Genomic DNA, 18097 nt, shown 5'->3' with positions numbered 1-18097 from the left:
TACTAGATACTAATTCTATTAATTGCTGAAGATTTCTGACATTCCGACTACAACTTTTCGCTTGCCGATAAATGGATGTCTTCCGTGCGCTGTCAGCATATTATCGAGCATTAAAATATCTCCAGCTTGCCAAGGAAAAATTACAGTTTCTTGTTGATAGACGCTACGAATTGCATCTAAAACTTCAATTTCAATTGGCGAAGCATCACCGTAATAGGTATTGTGTGGCAAATCTGCTTCTGAAAATTCTGCTAACAATGCAGTGCGAATTTTGGTATCTAAAGTAGTGACATGAAAGAAAGCTGCATGATTAAACCAAACAGTTTCACCAGTTTTAGGATGTGTAGCCACTGCTTGTCTAGTGCTACGAGTTCGCAAGCGATTTCCTGGTTTCCACTCAAATTCAATATTATTGCTATGGCAAAATTCTTCTACTTCGGCTGGGTTTTCGGTTTGAAATACGGTTTGCCAAGGTAAACCAAAACCATCACCAAAGTTACGGATGTACATCACGCCTTTTTCAATGAAGCGATCGCAAATTTTTGGGTTAATCTTTTGGAATAATCTCCGCGTATCTGCAATGGGAGTTTCACCACTTTGTTGTGCTGGCGTGACGCAGTGAAAGAAAATCTTTAAAGGCCAACTAGCAGCGTAGGAGTTTTCACTATGCAGAAAAATACTTTGGTCAGCCGGATAGTCAGTAGATGTGTAGATTTTACCTTGAATTGCACTCCGAGGAGAAGAGCGATCGCGGTATTCTAATAAATCTCCGGAAACAACCTGGATAAAATTTTCAAATTCTGCAATTTCTTTAACTGAAAAATTCCGAAATAGTATACCTCCATGCCAAAGTAAATTTGTATTAATTAATTCTTGATTATTAACTGCCCACGTCGATAAATTGACACCTTCTACAATTGGTTGACATAACATGGGTAAAGTACGATTGGCAAACAGAGGCTTTATTTCTACCAATTCTGCCGCTACAAGATTGATACCTTGCCGTCTTTTCAACCTTAAATTGTTCGACACATTTACAGCTTCCATTACTTAACAATCGTAGATTTTTATTCAATTGTTATTTGTAGTAAATATTTTTTATTAATACTGTAGATTACAACTTCTTGATTATTATCTTCATAAATTACTTTCGTTTGAATCGTTAACCCAGCTTTTTCCATAACGCGAATTGATGCTAAATTTGCAGCAAAAGCAACCGCAACTACACGTTCTACTCCTTCAGAAAAAGCCTTTTTTATTAATGCTTTTGACCCTTCAGTAGCATAACCATTACCCCAAGCAGCTTTTTTTAGACGATACCCTAACTCAATATCATCAGCATTAACAACTTGAGGATTGAAGTCAGAGTTGTGAATAATATGTCTAAGGAGAAACCAGCCAATAAACGCTTGACTTGATTTTTCTATTGCTGCCCAATAACCGTAATTATTATATTTACCATAATACTGAATAATCTCAGGTAAAACTTCTGTTTTTACAACCGAGTATGGAGTCGATTGCCCTAAATTTGTTGTCCATTTGACAACTTCAGGATCGCTGTCTAATTCAAATAAATTGTCAACATCAGCTTCTGTAAATTGACGCAATATCAATCTTTCAGTTTCTAAAATAACTTGCATAATAGCCTCTGATTAATTCTAAGCATAACAAGCCAAGCATTGAATTACACTTTATTGATGGCTTTTCGCTTGGTTAATTTCAGCTTTTGAGCAGAAGTTTTTTCTAGCTTTTCTTCTTGGATGATGCGTTGTTCTCTATCAGCTTGGGCAATAATTTGGGCTAGTTCTTGTACTCTCGTCTCAGGCTGTTCTACAACCTGACGCAGAAGGATTTCAAAATTATTATTCATGCTGGTAATAGTTGCAGCATTAAACAAATCTGTTTTATACTCCATCGAGCCTTGAAAACCTGCTGAGGTTTCCCAAATACTAAATTTCAAATCAAACTTAGAAGTTCCAACATCCACCTCTTGAGGATGCATCGTCAAATCGGTAAGTTCTATCGCTGGTATGGGTGCATTTTGCAAAATAAACATTACTTGAAATAAAGGATTATAACTCAGATTGCGTTCTGGTTGTAACTCTTCTACCAGTTTCTCAAAAGGTAAATCTTGATGTGCATAAGCATCTAACGCACAAGCACGTAAACGTTGCAACATTTCTCGAAAACTGGGATTATCACTAAAGTCTGTACGGAAGACTAAAGTATTAATAAAAAAGCCAATTAAGTTTTCTGTTTCTTGCCAGTTACGACCGACGACGGGCGAACCTACTAAGATATCTGCTTGTTTAGTGTAACAGTAAAGCAATGTTTTAAACACTGCTAATAATGTCATAAATAAAGTTACACCTTCTTGTTGGTTTAAATGTTTTAATGCTGGCTTAATATCTCCCGCAATAGTGAAAAATTCTTTTTTACCTTGGAATTTTTGAATTGCTGGTCTAGGTCTATCAGTCGGAAGTTGAAGTAAAGGTGTACTATTACTAAGTTGTTGTTTCCAATACTCTAATTGAGGTTGAAGAACATCTGTTTTTAACCATTCTCTTTGCCAATAAGCATAATCTGCATATTGAATGCTCAGTTCTGCTAAAGGGGAAGGTTTACCAATAGAAAACGCGGCATAAATTGTTGCTAGTTCTTGAATTAGCACCCCAAGCGACCACCCATCAGCAATGATATGATGGATGCTAATTAGTAAAATATGCTCGTCTTCTTTTTGATGTATTAGTTTTGCTCTTAATAGCGGTAGTTGAGAAAGGTTAAACGGTTGCTGAGTTTCTTGCAGAATTATATTTTGAATATCAGAATCGCAATTTTGCAATACTGCTAATTTGAGTTTTAGACTCTCGTGAATCACTTGAATCGGTCTGCCATCTATAGCCGGAAAGCTTGTCCGTAAGCTCTCATGCCGCTTGATGATTTCGTTGAGACTTTGTTCGAGGATCGCTGGATTAAGTTTACCAGTTAGTTGAATCGCGATCGCAACATTATAAAAAGGATTCCCCGGTTCTAACTTGTCAAGAAACCATAAACGCTCTTGCGCTAAACACAAAGGTAATTCACCATTACGCGATACGGGTTGTAATTGCTGGCTCGTAGGGGTTGTCTCTGTAGCTAAAACCTGCTCAATTATTTGAGCGATACTAGCATCAAACAAATCTACAGCCGAAATCACTACTCCAAATTCTTGCTGAATGCAGTTTTTGATATCAAATGCTTGTAAGGAATCTATACCCAAATTGCTCAGAGGTTGTTGAATATTTACCTGCTCTAAGGGTACTGATAAGACTTGCGCTACTAACTGTCGCAGGTAAGTTGTGATATTTTTTGGTTGTGCTTTTAACAAACTCACATTAGCGCTATCCAAAACACTGCTTTGCACAACGTTGAGAGTACCCGCTAAAAATTCTGCTTTCGTGGCGCGACGTTGAATTTTCCCACTAGAGGTTTTGGGAATAGTACCAGGTTTAATTAACACCACTGCATAAACCTGCACCTCAAATTCTTGAGACACCGCCTGACGAATAGCAGCCGTAACTTCTTCTAGATTTGGTTTGGCGCGAAATTCCAACTCTTGCACCACTACCAACTTCTCTTGGTTCTTTACCTCAATAGCAAATGCAGCACTACTACCCAAACGTAAAGCCGGATGAGAGTGTTCGGCGCACAGTTCAATATCTTGTGGGTAAAGGTTGCGTCCGCGAATAATAATTAAATCTTTGGCTCTACCTGTAATAAAGACTTCCCCATTATCCACAAAGCCTAAGTCACCTGTGCGTAAAAAAGGCCCTGCTTTTGTGTCTTGCAAAAAGGCTTGAAAAGTTTGTTCTGTCTCTTCTTGACGATTCCAATAGCCTCTGCCAATGCTAGTGCCAGATACCCAAATTTCCCCTACTTCTCTATCTTGACAGCGAGTTAAAGTTTCTGAGTTAACAATGACAATCTGCTGTTGTGGGACGCTGCGACCGCAGCTGACTAATTTTGTTGAGTTATCTGCGTCAAATCCCGCATCAATTATATAGTTATTCTCTAAAGCGGTTTTATTGATGTTCTTGCATACCGCTAATGCAGACTTAACGCTACCAGAAACCATCAGAGTCGCCTCTGCCATTCCATAACAAGGATAAAAAGCCTCTGGACGAAAGCCACATTCAGCAAATCTGTGAGCAAATCTCTCTAAAGTCTCGTGGCGAATTGGTTCTGCGCCATTAAAAGCCACAGTCCAACTGCTTAAATCTAAAGTTGAACGTTGTTCGGGGGTAATTTTTTCAATACAAAGTTCGTAGGCAAAGTTAGGAGCGCCGCTTGTGGTTCCTCGATAACGGGAAATAGCCTCTAACCATCGGTAAGGACGTTGGAGAAAGGCTGCTGGCGGCATCATTATACAAGGAAAACCACCATATAGAGGTTGCAATACACCTCCAATCAATCCCATATCGTGATATACAGGCAGCCAAGTCACAAACTTACTATTAGAAGTATGTTCCATATACTGGCGCGTCACCTCAGCATTATGTAGTAAGTTGCTATGAGCAAGCATCACACCTTTGGGTGTACCAGTAGAACCGGAAGTATACTGTAAAAATGCCAGAGTTTCTCTATTAATATCAGGTTCTTGCCAAGCCTCTTCTATATCTGGTGCGAGGTTATTGGTAGTCAGCCAATGAATACTATCTAGATCGAATTTATCAGCTAATAAAGACTGCAACTGCGACAAGATAGCCGTTGTTGTCAGAATGACTGCTGTTTGTGCATCTTGCAAAATCGCTAAGATTCTAGGGGTGTTGCGTTGGTTGCGTGGTGGGTACGCTGGTACTGCTACCACTCCAGCATATAGACAGCCAAAAAAGGCTGGTAAGTAATCTATGCCAGGCGGGTAAAGAAGTAAGGCACGCTCACCGTTTAGGCCTAAGATTTGTAATTGAGATGCGATCGCTCTACTATGTCGATCTAACTCTTGGTAAGTAAGAGTCGCCTCTTGCCCTTCACCATCGTGCAAAAAGGTAAAAGCCACAGTATTTGCTTGCTCTATAGACCTATAACGCAGCAGCTCTACGACTGTAGAAAAATTACAGGCCTTTTTTTCTAAATCTTCGACATATTGAGTCATTGCCCTTTCACAGCCTTAATGCACACATAATTCGGAAATCTTTAGCCGTCGCCACCTTTGCGACTTGGATGAGAGCAGTTAACAGCGCTCTATTTGTCTACTGTTTCTCTTTATTATTCAATCACTATTGAAATTTATTTGCAACTACTTTCAATAGATTAAAGCAAGTTTGACAAGATAGCAAGCAAATATTAATCCATAGCTATTATCACTTTTCAGTTGAGAAGTAATTTATCTATATAATATATCTCAAGATAGATGACAATGCGTGCGTTAGTAAATCATGACTTGAAAATGATGATTGCGCTGCTCCGAAATCATTGCTATATCAGGAATTTTCGCAACACGCTACTGAGATTTCAGAAATCCGAAGTTTTTGTAAATGCTTGCTCCCACAGACCCTTTATGATAATGTCTCCTAATAGTAGTGAAGCTAAATGCAAATTATTAGCAGATAGCTTTTGAGAATTATTAGATATAGCGTCAAGTCTTATTGCAAAAATATCGCGTCATTTATCTAAGACGTGACGCTTTCAATTGGTTGTCAGGATAAGTATCAAGATGCAGCTAGAGCTTTTACTTCAAAGCCTGTTAAATACAGGTTCAGTCCAAGGAGCAACAAGAATGAAGTCTGGGTTAATGAGTGAGATACGTTCAGTAGGATTAGCATTAGCGGTAATTAGCAGCTTGGTACAACCAGCCCATGCAGCCACACCAACAACAGAACTATCTTCTATTGATAGGCAGAAATCTCACTCTACCAGCGCCGCACAATTGCTCGTACAAAACAGCGATGTAGCTGCTAAAGTTACAGGCGTGAAAATAAATTCTACAGATAAAGGTATTGAAGTTATTTTAGAAACTGCCAATGCAGAAGCACTCAAACCAGTCAGCAATAATCAAGGCAACAGTTTTATAGCCGATATACCCAATGCAGTCCTAGCACTACCCGAAGGTGGAAACTTTACCCAAAATAATCCATCACCAGGCATTGTATCTGTTAGCGTTACTCAAACTAACACCAATACTCTGAGATTGACAGTAATCGGAGAGGGAGGTTTACCCAACACAGAGTTATTTGATGGTGATGAGGGTTTAATTTTTGCAGTCACACCAGTTGCATCTGCCACTCAAGCACCACAACCAACACCATCAGCATCTCAAACCATTACAGAAGTCACAGCAATCCAACTGAATCCTACCAATAACGGTTTGGAAATCATCTTGGCAACACCTGATGGTGAGAAATTGCAAGTATCGCCTAAGAGTGAAAACAACACCTATATTGCCGACATCCAAACAGCTCAACTGCGGCTATCCACAGGTAATACATTCCGCCAAGCACAACCTATTGCAGGAGTGAGTGAAGTCACAGTCAGTAACTTCGATGCCAACACTGTTAGAGTGTCTGTAATTGGAGTAGATACTATTCCCAAGGTGGAGTTATTTGATAGCGATCGAGGTTTAATTTTTGGTATAGCCCAAACACTAACCCAACCAACCCAACCAGAACAACCATCAGCCTCTGATGAACCAATAGAGTTAACAGCCACAGGCGAACAAGATGGATATCGAGCGCAAGAGTCATCAACCGCCACAAAAATAGATGTGCCATTACGCGACATACCTGCATCTGTACAGGTAGTACCCAAAGAAGTTATTCAAGACCGCCAAGTAGTCAGACTCAACGAACTAGCAGACAACGTTAGTGGTGTACGTAGTCTAGAGACCTATGGTGGACTTGCATCTCAAGGTTACTTCATTCGCGGTTTTGCAACAGGCTTTGAAACCCTACGTGATGGCTTTAAAGATTCTGGCTTTATCAGTCCGCGTGATGTTTCTAGCATCGAACGTGTAGAATTCCTCAAAGGCCCAGCATCAGTGCTGTATGGTAGCGCCAGTAGTCCTGGTGGTGTGGTCAACACCATTACTAAACAGCCGCTATTAGACCCTTTCTATCAAATCAATGGCACTATTGGCAGCTACGACTTTTATCGAACATCAATTGATTTGACTGGCCCGCTTCTAGAAAATCGCTCTGCTCTCTACCGCTTGAATGCAGCTTATGAAAACGCTGGCAGTTTTCGTGATTTTGTAAATAACGAAAGTACCTATATCGGCCCAATAATTACCTTTAAAGCCGGAGACAATACAAATATTAGCTTGGGTTATGAATACCAAAAGTATGACTACACTTTTGACCGAGGTTTACCAAATAATAATAGAGTAGTTTTCGACCTCCCCATCAGCCGCTTTTTAGGCGAACCTAACCTCAATCGAGGTGAATTTACATCTAATAATTTTACCTACGTTCTAGAAAGCAAATTTGGACACAACAATGACTGGAAATTCCGCCAAGGATTTAACATTATTAATGTTAGCGGTAGTGCAGGCGGTGTTCAACCTAATTCGATCAATGATGATGGTATAACAGTTAGCCGAACATATCGAGTGAGTAATGATGAACAGGAAAACATTTCATTTCAAAATGAAATTAGTGGCAAATTTAATACAGGCTCGATTCGGCATAATATCCTTGTAGGCTTGGAGTTATCTAATTACCGCTATCAATACGACTTTTATCGAGGAACTATTTCCGATTTAGATATTTTTAACCCGATTTATGGCGCGCAGCCAGAATCTGTGTCACGAGCATTTTTTGAGGAGTATGGTGGAGACAATATTGCCCTATATTTCCAAAATTTAGTGGAAATTACACCTAATCTGAAATTGTTAGCTGGGGGACGTTTTGACTGGGTTGATTCCTTTTACAGAGATTTAGAAACTGGCACAACCTACAATGAAACTTCAGATTTTGAATTTTCGCCAAGAGTTGGGATAGTTTATCAACCTACTGATTCCACCTCAATTTATGCCAGTTGGACAAATTCCTTCAATCCGCAAATATTTGGGAGAAATCGTAATAACGAAGCATTTCAACCAGAAACAGCAGAACAATTTGAAGTTGGAATTAAACAAGAATTTTTTGGCAATCGCTTGTCAGCAACTTTAGCTTACTTTGATATCACCAAGAAAAACGTTTTGACTACTGACCCTATAGATCCTGATTTCAGTATTCAAACAGGCGAACAAAAAAGTAGTGGTGTGGAACTCGATATAGTGGGAGAACTTATTCCTGGCTGGAAAATAATTGGCACCTATACTTATACAGATGCCTATGTCAGCCAAGATAATAACCCTTCATTAGTCAATAATAGATTAGTTGGCGTACCCTACCACAGTGCTAGTTTGTGGACTACTTACGAATTGCAAAAAGGTAATTTACAAGGTTTAGGACTAGGATTGGGTCTAGTTTATGTTGGCGAGAGAGAATCCGATTTGCCAAATAATATCGAAATTCCTTCTTATTTGCGAACAGATGCCAGTATTTTCTATAAAAAGGAGAATTGGCGAGCAGCGCTCAACTTTAAGAACGTATTTGATACTAAATATTACGAGTCTCAAAACTTCTACATTGTTCCAGCCGCACCATTCACCGTTTTAGGAACTATTTCTTTCGAGTTTTAATTTTAGAACCTAGCAATTTTCAGGGCACAACAATGTTGTGCCTATAGCTGTTTAATTTATTTGATTGCAAAGCTTTATCTAACATTAAAAATTAGATCCATACAAAATTACCTAGATATTTCATCATGAAACATTCATTTTGTGCCCTAGAGTCTCGTTATGTCGGAGAAGATCCAATTGCAAATGCTTATAATTTTGATTTTTTCGTGATGATTGAATGTCCAACTCCTTGGCGGAAACAGGCATTCAATTCTAAACAAGTTCCTGAGAATCTGCGCAGCTTAGTGGACGAATTTAATGATTCCAATCTAACTGTAGAGTTTTTATTAATTTATAACGAGCAATTACAGCAGCCAAACACTACAAGAGTTTTGATATTTCGTAAACCTATTGGTTTTGCTCAAGGATATAGCCAATATGAATTTTCATTATCTGATATTACTGAAGTAGCACCTATTATTAAACAATGCCTAACAGATAACAATTTAGATAAATATAGTCAAGAATCCACCATAAGAGACATTTTTATATGTACTCATGGTAGCCAAGATAAATGCTGTGCTAGGTTTGGTAATCCCTTTTATCGACAGGCAAAAAAAATTGTTCAAGATTTAGGTATGGATAGTGTTAGAGTTTGGCAATCTAGCCATTTTGGTGGTCATAGATTTGCACCGACTGCTATCGATTTTCCCGAAGCTAGATACTATGCTTGGTTAGATTCTGAATCATTCGCTTCAATTTTGACGCGCACGGAAAATATTGAATTTATGAAGCATATTTATCGCGGTTGGGCAATTTTACCTGAGGCTGCACAGGTTTTAGAAAGAGAAATGATTTTAATGTATGGTTGGCAATGGTTAAGTTATCAAGTTGATTATCAAATCATTGAAAAAAGCGATAATGGAGAATTTACTCGCATAGAGTTAAAGTTTATGAGGCCAGATGGTAGATTTGGTAGTGTGAAAGCTGATGTTTTAGTTGATGCCAATAAAACGCTATATTTGAGTGATTGTGAGGGTAAACTTTTTGAATTTATTCCTCAATTTTATGTAGAAAATTTGCTGGCATATACGCATAACTAAGAGCGATATCGTATGAGTAAAAGATATGTTAATTATTTGAAACTGTGTATTTTGATGGCTATCACCTTATTGCTAATTGCTGCTTGCCATCAAAATTTTTATCAAAATACAAGTGAAGCTCAATCAAAGTTACCAGTAGCTGAATGTCGCTTAGTTAAACATGAATTAGGCGAGAGTTGTGTGCCTCTAAAACCCCAAAGGGTAATTGTGACTGAGCAATTAGCTTTAGAAATTGCATTAGCACTGGGAATTAAACCAATAGCTGCACCAGAATCAGCTTTTGTAGCTAATAAAGCAAATTTTTTAGGCGACAAAATGGCAGGTATAACTTATATAGGTAAGGAGAGAGAGTTAAATATAGAAAAAATTGTACATTTACGTCCAGATTTAATTCTCAGTGTATATGGGCTAACGCCAGAAACTTATAAATTATTTTCGCAAATTGCCCCGACAGTTGAGGTGAAATATGTTCAAGTTAAGTGGAAAGATTGTTTACGAAATATGGGGGCAGTACTAGGTAAAACTGAAAAGGTAGAACAATTATTAACTCAATACAATCGACGAATTGAAGAAATAAAAGATTTATTAGGCGAGAAAATAGCAAAGATAAAAATTTCTGTGAGCCGCTTTCACGGACAAGTATTACTTCCTGAGTTTCGTTCGCAATATTCTTTTCCTGTGAGTATTTTAGGGGACATAGGGCTATCCATACCAGTTACTCAAAGTCGGTTAGTGAATAGTCCGGAAGAACCTTTGATTATTTTGAGTTTAGAAAGCATAAATTTACTGGATGCTGATATTTTATTTGTAGCTGTAGACCCTGGAGCTAAAGAATTATTCCAAAAATATCAAAATTCGGAACTTTGGCAGACTCTTAAGGTAGTTCAAAATCAGCAAGTTCATTTAGTTGATTCTAGTTACTGGATTTTTGGCAATATTCTCTCCGCCAATGCTATTTTAGATGATTTACTTAAATACCTGGCAAAAGCTCCATGAAAAAATTAGCATGGTGTGCTAATAAGAGTATATGCACATAAAAACTGAAAATGAAGCAACCAATCTGCGTAATTTTATTATTATTTGGATTGGACAATTAGTATCAGCTATGGGCAGCAGCATGACCAGCTTTGCTGTGAATATTTGGGTCTGGGAACTTACAGATCGGGCTACTTCACTAACAATGCTGAGTTTCTTTTCGATGTTGCCTAGTATAGCGATCGCACTTGTGAGTGGAATAATTGTTGACCGTTATAACCGGAAGTTATTAATGGTTTTGGGCGACACAGTATCTGCAATTTCCACTATTGTTATTATTGTCCTCTATTTAACACATAATTTAGAAATTTGGCATCTTTATATCACTAGCGCCGTTAACCGAGCATTCAGTGAATTACAATCCCTAGCTTACTCTGCTTCTTTGAGTTTAATGGTGCCTAAAAAACATTATTCCCGCGCTAGTAGTTTAGAATTTTTCTCGCATTACGGTTCTCAAATTTTGGCTCCAGCTTTTGCAGCCTATCTTTACCATATCATTGGTTTAGTTGGCATTTCCTTAATTGATATGCTGACTTTTATCTGTGCAGTTACTAGTGTAATTTTAGTCAAAATTCCCCAACCAAGATCGGCAGAATTAGAAAACCAAAATATAAAAAATATTTGGCATCAATTAATTGTTGGTTGGCGTTATATATACGTACATAAAAGCCTGTTAGCTTTATTAATTACGGGAGTCATATTTTGGTTTTTTCACGATCTGGGTGGTTCTCTGTACACACCGATGATATTGTCGCGATCGCACAACGATACTCTGTTGTTAGGTAGTTTATCTTCTGCCGCAGGTTTAGGTGGTGTAATCGGCGCGTTGGCTATGAGTACGTGGGGAGGGCCGAAGCGCCAGATTCAGGGTTTTCTTTGGGGTATTGTCGGCGCAGGTATGAGTAAAACTTTGTTTGGCTTGGCAAATACAAATTTTATGTGGATTGGCGCTCAATTTTGCTCATCTCTGAATTTTCCTTTAAATGGGAGTTCGGAAAATGCTATTTGGTTAGCAAAGGTTCCGACTCATGTACAGGGGCGAGTTTTTGCAACGCGATCGCTACTTTTACAGTTATTCTCAGCTATAGCCTATTTAATCGCCGGGCCTCTAGCCGATCGAGTTTTTGAACCAGCTATGAAACCAAATGGTCAGCTAGCATGGCTTTTTAGCAATATATTTGGCACAGATCGAGGCGCTGGTATGGCACTTTTATATGTTATCTGTTCTTTATTCATGTTGCTGGTGGGTGTATTGGGATTTAATATCCGTCTGTTACGCAGTATAGAATAAAGACCGTAATCTCGCGTCTCTTTCGTTAAGAAGCAAGGAAGTAGGCGGGAAAGAGTTTTCAGTTTTTTGAATTAAAAACAAATTTGAAAAACGACTTTCAAATTACACTATTAAAAATTGTATTTACACTACAAAAACTATTAAGCTGGAGTTGTTAATTGTAGGTCTTAAATTCGCTTATAAATCTGCCAGTCGCACTCAGATCAATTCTGTATTCTGTTTTGATAAATTCCTGAAGGTGATATCACTGCCATTTTTCAATTTAGAATCTTGGTTTTCCGCAAAATAACCATCAATTCCTTTCGATAGCGTTATCCAACATCGAGTTGATGGGAATACTAATGTCAGCAAGCAAAACCAAATTCTGTCATAGGGTCTGTATCGATGGCGACCGCGAACTCTACTCCTATCATTCCGGGATATCAAATTAACTCTCAACTGTATGCTGGCTCCAGAACCAAAGTATATCGAGCTATCCGCGAATCAGATCGACTTCCAGTTGTCATTAAACTTCTAACCTCAGAGTATCCTAGCTTTAACGAATTACTACAATTTCGCCATCAGTATACGATCGGTAAAAATATTAACATTGCTGGAATTATTCATCCCTTATCGCTAGAAACCTATGGCAATGGCTATATTTTGGTGATGGCAGATAAAGGAGAAATTTCTTTAAGAGAATACATTAAAACCTCAAATATATCTTTATTAGAAGTCTTAAATATTGCTATTCAACTAGCTGAGATTATTCATAATTTACACGAAAATCGCATTATCCATAAAGATATTAAACCAGCAAATATTCTGATTAATCCTGAGTCTAAGCAAATTCAAATCATTGACTTTAGTATTGCTTCTTTACTACCTAAAGAAACCCAAGAAATTAAAAATCCAAATGTTTTAGAAGGAACTCTCGCTTATATTTCTCCAGAACAAACAGGCAGGATGAACCGCGGTATTGACTACCGCAGCGATTATTATTCTCTGGGTGTCACATTGTATGAAATGTTAACTGGAGAGTTACCATTTAATTGTGAAGACCCAATGGAGTTGGTGCATTGTCATCTGGCGAAAATGCCACCGCCACTAAAAGGTAGAAGCAAAGAAATACCAAAAGTCTTAGGCGATATCGTCATGAAGTTAATGGCGAAAAATGCCGAAGATAGATATCAAAGTGCCTTGGGGTTAAAGCACGATCTAGAACTTTGTTTAGCCCAACTCCAAAATACAGGAACAATTAAAGATTTTGAAATCGGTCAGTGGGATGTGTGCGATCGCTTCCTGATCCCAGAAAAATTGTATGGTAGAGAAGCAGAAGTTAGCACTTTGCTGCAAGCATTTGAGCGTGTTACTCGCGGCACATCAGAAATCATGCTAGTTGCGGGGTTTTCTGGGATTGGTAAAACGGCTGTGGTGAATGAAGTCCACAAACCCATTACTCGTCAGCAGGGTTATTTCATCAAAGGTAAGTTTGACCAATTCAATCGCAATATTCCCTTATCGGCTTTTGTGCAAGCTTTACGCGATCTAATCGCACAATTGTTGTCAGAATCAGACGCACAATTAGTAGAATGGCGCAATCAAATTTTGCAAGTTGTCGGAGACAACGGACAAGTTTTGATTGAGGTAATTCCCGAATTAGAACAGGTAATTGGTAAACAACCGCCTGCACCAGAACTATCAGGCACAGCGGTGCAAAATCGGTTTAATTTACTGTTTCAAAACTTTATTGCAGTGTTCACCACTAAGGAACATCCTCTGGTGATGTTTTTGGATGATTTACAATGGGCAGATTTAGCTTCGCTACAGTTAATTAAACTGCTAATGGAAGACCAAAACTATCTGCTGTTGTTGGGTGCTTATCGAGATAATGAAGTGTCAGCCGCACATCCATTTATATCAACGGTGGAAGAACTCAAGAAAGCAGGTAAGGCTGTTAATACTGTTACTCTGGCACCCCTTTCTTTGAGCGATATCAATCAGTTAGTTGCTGATACTTTGCATTGTCCAACTGAGCGATCGCGTCCATTAACAGAATTAATCAATCGCAAAACTCAAGGCAATCCCTTTTTTATCACGCAGTTTCTCAAAGCTTTATACGAAGATAAACAAATTAAATTCGATCGCCAGCAAGGTTACTGGGAATGTGATTTTGCTCAAGTTAATGCGCTATCTGTGACTGATGATGTAGTGGAATTTATGGCTACTCAGTTACAAAAATTGCCTCTTGATTCGCAAAGTATCCTGAAGTTAGCTGCTTGTATTGGTAACTCTTTTGATTTAACTACTTTGGCTGTTGTTTCACAACAGTCACCCCAGACAGTAGCAGATGCTTTGTGGCAGGTTTTACAGGAAGGATTGATTTTACCGCAAAGTCAAGTTTATAAGTTTTATCTCAGGGATGAGCAAGAAGTTCAAACTAACAATATCGAAAATGTAGCTTATCGCTTTCTGCACGATCGCGTCCAACAAGCGGCTTATTGTCTAATTCCCGAAGACCAAAAACAAGCTACTCATTTGGCAATTGGTCAATTATTGCACGCGAATACACCTAAAACTCAATTAGATTCATATATTTTTGACATTGTCAATCATCTGAATATCGGCATTGATGTCATAACTCAGCCTGAGAAAAAACTAGAGTTAGCTCAACTGAATTTACTGGCGGGGCGCAAAGCCAAAGCAGCCACTGCTTATAATGCTGCTGTGAAATATTGCACCCAAGGCATTGATCTACTGTCCGTCGATGCCTGGAGAGAACATTACCAATTAACCCTAAATCTGCATAATGAGCGTTTAGAAGCTGCTTGCTTAAATACAGACTTTGATCAGCTAGCCGCATGGGGTGAGGTGGTGTTGCAATCTGCTACTTCTTTGCTAGATAGCATCAAAGTCTATGAAGTCCGAATGATGGCATTCCGGTCGCAAGGTCAATTTGCCAAAGCCGTTGAAACTGGATTACAAGGATTGAAATTACTCGGTGTGGAATTTCCAGATCCGCCAACTACAACAGATATTAGCACAGCCGCCCAACAGACAAAACAATTATGGATGGGGCGTACACCCATCAGCTTGCTGGATTTACCTGTAATGAGCGATCCGCATCAGCTAGCTGCTATGCAAATTATGACTACACTGGTGTCCCCTGCGTACATTGCTAAACCCGCACTGTTACCTCTGCTCATATCTAAGCAAGTGGAGATGGCTATCCAGTTTGGCAATTCATCTATTGCCATTTTTTCCTATGCAGACTACGCAGTGATTCTTTGTGGTTTGATGGGAGATATTGATGCTGGATATGAGTTTGGAAAACTGGCATTAAAGTTACTAGAACAATACCAAACTAACGCCTTGAAAAGTAGGGCTTACTTTATTGTCAACAGCTTTATTCGACATTGGAAAGAACAATTAAATCACAGTATTCCCTGCTTGCTAGAAGGTTATCAAAGTGGTTTAGAAACCGGAGATTGGGAATGCGTGGCGTTGAACTTAGACGCATACAGTCAGTATAGCTATTGGAGTGGTCGAGAATTAAATGGTTTGGCTGAGGAAATGGAAAATTATCGGCAAGTCATCAGCCAGGTAAAACAAGAAGCAACGTTAAAATATTTAGAGTGTTACCAACAAGTGATTCTCAATTTATTAGGACAAGCTGAAGTTCCCTATTATTTACAGGGCAAAGTCTTCAATGTCGCCCAAATCTTACCCAGCTTGCAAGCTACCAGCAATCGCACAGGGTTATTCTACCTTCATCTCAATCAAGCTGTTTTGTGTTATTTGTTCGGAGAATATGCAACCGCCTCACAACAAGCAGCCTTAGCCGAACAGTATAGTAATGCTGTAATTGGCTATTTTGTCGTAGTTGTGCGAGTTTTTTATGATGCTTTAATTCATCTAGCAAACTACACCGATGCTAACCCCGAAGAACAATTAGCTATTTTAGAGCGAATTAATACCCATCAAGAAAAACTCCAAAATTGGGCTAATTACGCCCCATTCAATCATCAACATCGTTGGCAACTTGTAGCAGCAGAACGCTATCGAGTGCTGGGGAAATTTGCTGAGGCGATGGAATATTATGATTTAGCTATTGCCCAAGCTAAAACCCACGGTTATGTGCAAGATGAAGCACTGAGTAATGAACTGGCAGCTAAATTTTACCTGAGTTGGGGTAGACAGAAAGTTGCAGCAACTTATATGCAGGAGGCATACTACTGTTACGCTCGTTGGGGCGCAAAAGCTAAAACTGAAGATCTGGAAAATCGCTATCCCGATCTACTGCGGATTATTCTTCAGCAGAGAATACAACCATTGCAAATGCTGGAAACATTATCGAGCAGTTTTAGCCCTACAATCTCGGTGCATAGTTCCACTAATTTGAGTCGTTCTTCTAGCACTGACATCAGTAGCTTTGATTTTGCTGCGATCCTCAAAGCCTCTCAAGCGATTTCTGGCACGATTCAACTGGATGAACTACTGCATAAATTAACACAGATTATTCTGCAACATTCTGGGGGCGATCGCTGTGCCTTAATCCTACCTGATAGTCGAGGTCAATGGTTGGTCAGAGCCATTGCTACACCAGAAACCACAGAACTTTGTGCCGAACCTTTAGAGGGCAACCCCAACTTACCACTCAAGTTGATCCAGTACGTCAAAAACACTCAAGAAATGGTGATGATTGACGAACTCAAAACCAATTTACCTGTTATTGATGAGTATTTACGTCAAAGACAACCAAAAAGTTTGTTGTGCTTACCCATTCTCAATCAAGGACATATAATTGGGATTTTGTATTTAAAGAATCGCTCTACCAGTAGTGTATTTACCAGCGATCGCATCCTCATTCTCAATTTTCTTTGTACCCAGGCAGCTATTTCTCTAGAAAATGCCCGACTTTATCAAGATTCTCAAATTTATGCTCAACAGTTAGAACAAAAATCCCAAGAACTGCAACAAGCTCTCCAAGAACTGCAACAAGCCCAACTGCAAATGATCCAACATGAAAAAATGTCTGCATTGGGTAATTTGGTTGCAGGTGTGGCTCATGAAATGAACAATCCTCTCGGCTTTATCTCGGCTAGTCTGCAACAAGCTAAACCCACATTAGCTGATATCACCGAACACCTAAAACTATATCAAAAAGCTCTACCAAACCCTGATACCGAAATTCTCGATCGTGCTGAAGAAATCGACTTAGAATATAGCTTAGAAGACCTACCAAAAATGCTCGATGCAATGGTCATGGCTTCTGAGCGATTAAAAAATATCAGCACCAGCTTAAGAACTTTCTCCCGTGCCGATAAAGATTATAAAGTGCCATTTAACATCAATGAAGGTATTGATAGTACAATTTTAATTCTCAAACATCGCCTGAAAGCAAATGAGCATCGTCCAGAAATTTTAGTTGTAACTAAGTACGATAATTTTCAGCCGATCGAGTGCTTTCCCGGACAATTAAATCAGGTATTTATGAATATTCTCGCTAATGCTATTGATGCTTTAGATGAGTCAAGTATTGGCAAAAGCTTTGAGGAAATCAAACTCAAGCCTCACAAAATTATCGTCAAAACTGCCATTGAAGATCATACCTTAAAAATCTCAATTGCTGACAATGGCCCAGGAATTAGCGAAGAGGTTAAGGCACGCATATTTGACCATTTATTTACGACCAAAGCAGTAGGGAAAGGCACAGGATTAGGACTAGCGATCGCGCAGCAAATTGTAGAAGAAAAACACGGGGGGCAAATTTCGGTTCATTCTGTTTTAGGAGAAGGCACAGAATTTGTCATTTATCTTCCCATTACTGACAGTAAGAAGCAATTAATAATTCGTAATTCGTAATTACCTGATGAATGGGGATTTATATCATGTTCGAGTAAAGACCGCAGGGAGAGAAAGAGTTTTCAGTTTTTTTGCACAGATGCGGGATTCATACTTAAGCAGCCGGAACTAATATTAAACTCCACCGATAACGTCACAACCTGTCTGAGGTTGAGGATTCTAAATCTCGGTTTAATTACGAATTAC

8 protein-coding genes are annotated in these 18097 nt (G+C 38.9%); 5 read left to right on the top strand and 3 right to left on the bottom strand.

The window, feature by feature from the left end; all coding sequences use genetic code 11:
* Positions 1 to 18 precede the first annotated feature (18 nt).
* From AACU33_RS16840 to AACU33_RS16830, 3 genes are read right to left on the bottom strand one after another with little or no spacing between them, the layout of a single operon-like run.
* The gene (locus tag AACU33_RS16840) at positions 19 to 1047 is read right to left on the bottom strand and encodes a TauD/TfdA family dioxygenase (RefSeq protein WP_096589774.1); all 1029 of its coding nucleotides are present in this window, start codon (positions 1045 to 1047) and stop codon (positions 19 to 21) included.
* A gap of 20 nt (positions 1048 to 1067) precedes the next feature.
* Positions 1068 to 1640 (bottom strand): GNAT family N-acetyltransferase, encoded by a 573-nt coding sequence (locus AACU33_RS16835; protein WP_096589773.1) that lies wholly within the window; start codon positions 1638 to 1640, stop codon positions 1068 to 1070.
* Between the two features lie 44 nt (positions 1641 to 1684).
* Positions 1685 to 5131, bottom strand: a complete 3447-nt coding sequence (locus AACU33_RS16830; protein ID WP_096589772.1) for a condensation domain-containing protein — start codon at positions 5129 to 5131, stop codon at positions 1685 to 1687.
* Positions 5132 to 5692: 561 nt separating this feature from the next.
* Between AACU33_RS16830 and AACU33_RS16825 the strand changes: the two genes are divergently transcribed.
* From AACU33_RS16825 to AACU33_RS16805, 5 genes are all read left to right on the top strand, one after another.
* Complete coding sequence (locus tag AACU33_RS16825; protein ID WP_339376080.1) at positions 5693 to 8659, top strand: TonB-dependent siderophore receptor; 2967 nt, start codon at positions 5693 to 5695, stop codon at positions 8657 to 8659.
* 125 nt (positions 8660 to 8784) lie between these two features.
* Complete coding sequence (locus AACU33_RS16820; protein WP_096589771.1) at positions 8785 to 9741, top strand: sucrase ferredoxin; 957 nt, start codon at positions 8785 to 8787, stop codon at positions 9739 to 9741.
* 12 nt (positions 9742 to 9753) lie between these two features.
* A complete protein-coding gene (locus AACU33_RS16815; RefSeq protein ID WP_096589770.1) occupies positions 9754 to 10737 on the top strand; it encodes an iron-siderophore ABC transporter substrate-binding protein in 984 nt (327 codons plus the stop codon).
* Between the two features lie 31 nt (positions 10738 to 10768).
* Positions 10769 to 12067 carry an MFS transporter gene (locus AACU33_RS16810; RefSeq protein ID WP_096589769.1) on the top strand — a complete coding sequence of 433 codons (1299 nt, stop codon included), beginning with the start codon at positions 10769 to 10771 and terminating at the stop codon, positions 12065 to 12067.
* Between the two features lie 384 nt (positions 12068 to 12451).
* Entirely contained in the window at positions 12452 to 17911 is a 5460-nt protein-coding gene (locus tag AACU33_RS16805) for an ATP-binding sensor histidine kinase (protein ID WP_096589768.1), read from the top strand.
* Positions 17912 to 18097 lie beyond the last annotated feature (186 nt).

It is taken from the genome of Calothrix sp. NIES-2098 (assembly GCF_963875125.1).
In the GTDB taxonomy this organism is placed as follows: domain Bacteria; phylum Cyanobacteriota; class Cyanobacteriia; order Cyanobacteriales; family Nostocaceae; genus Aulosira.
This window is presented reverse-complemented; position numbering and strand designations above follow the sequence as displayed.

Excerpts from the sequence above, each read along its gene's own strand:
- AACU33_RS16835 (WP_096589773.1), bottom strand. The coding sequence starts at position 1,640 with ATGCAAGTTATTTTAGAAACTGAAAGATTGATATTGCGTCAATTTACA.
- AACU33_RS16840 (WP_096589774.1), bottom strand. The coding sequence starts at position 1,047 with ATGGAAGCTGTAAATGTGTCGAACAATTTAAGGTTGAAAAGACGGCAA.
- AACU33_RS16820 (WP_096589771.1), top strand. The coding sequence starts at position 8,785 with ATGAAACATTCATTTTGTGCCCTAGAGTCTCGTTATGTCGGAGAAGAT.
- AACU33_RS16805 (WP_096589768.1), top strand. The coding sequence starts at position 12,452 with ATGGCGACCGCGAACTCTACTCCTATCATTCCGGGATATCAAATTAAC.
- AACU33_RS16830 (WP_096589772.1), bottom strand. The coding sequence starts at position 5,131 with ATGACTCAATATGTCGAAGATTTAGAAAAAAAGGCCTGTAATTTTTCT.
- AACU33_RS16810 (WP_096589769.1), top strand. The coding sequence starts at position 10,769 with ATGCACATAAAAACTGAAAATGAAGCAACCAATCTGCGTAATTTTATT.
- AACU33_RS16825 (WP_339376080.1), top strand. The coding sequence starts at position 5,693 with ATGCAGCTAGAGCTTTTACTTCAAAGCCTGTTAAATACAGGTTCAGTC.
- AACU33_RS16815 (WP_096589770.1), top strand. The coding sequence starts at position 9,754 with ATGAGTAAAAGATATGTTAATTATTTGAAACTGTGTATTTTGATGGCT.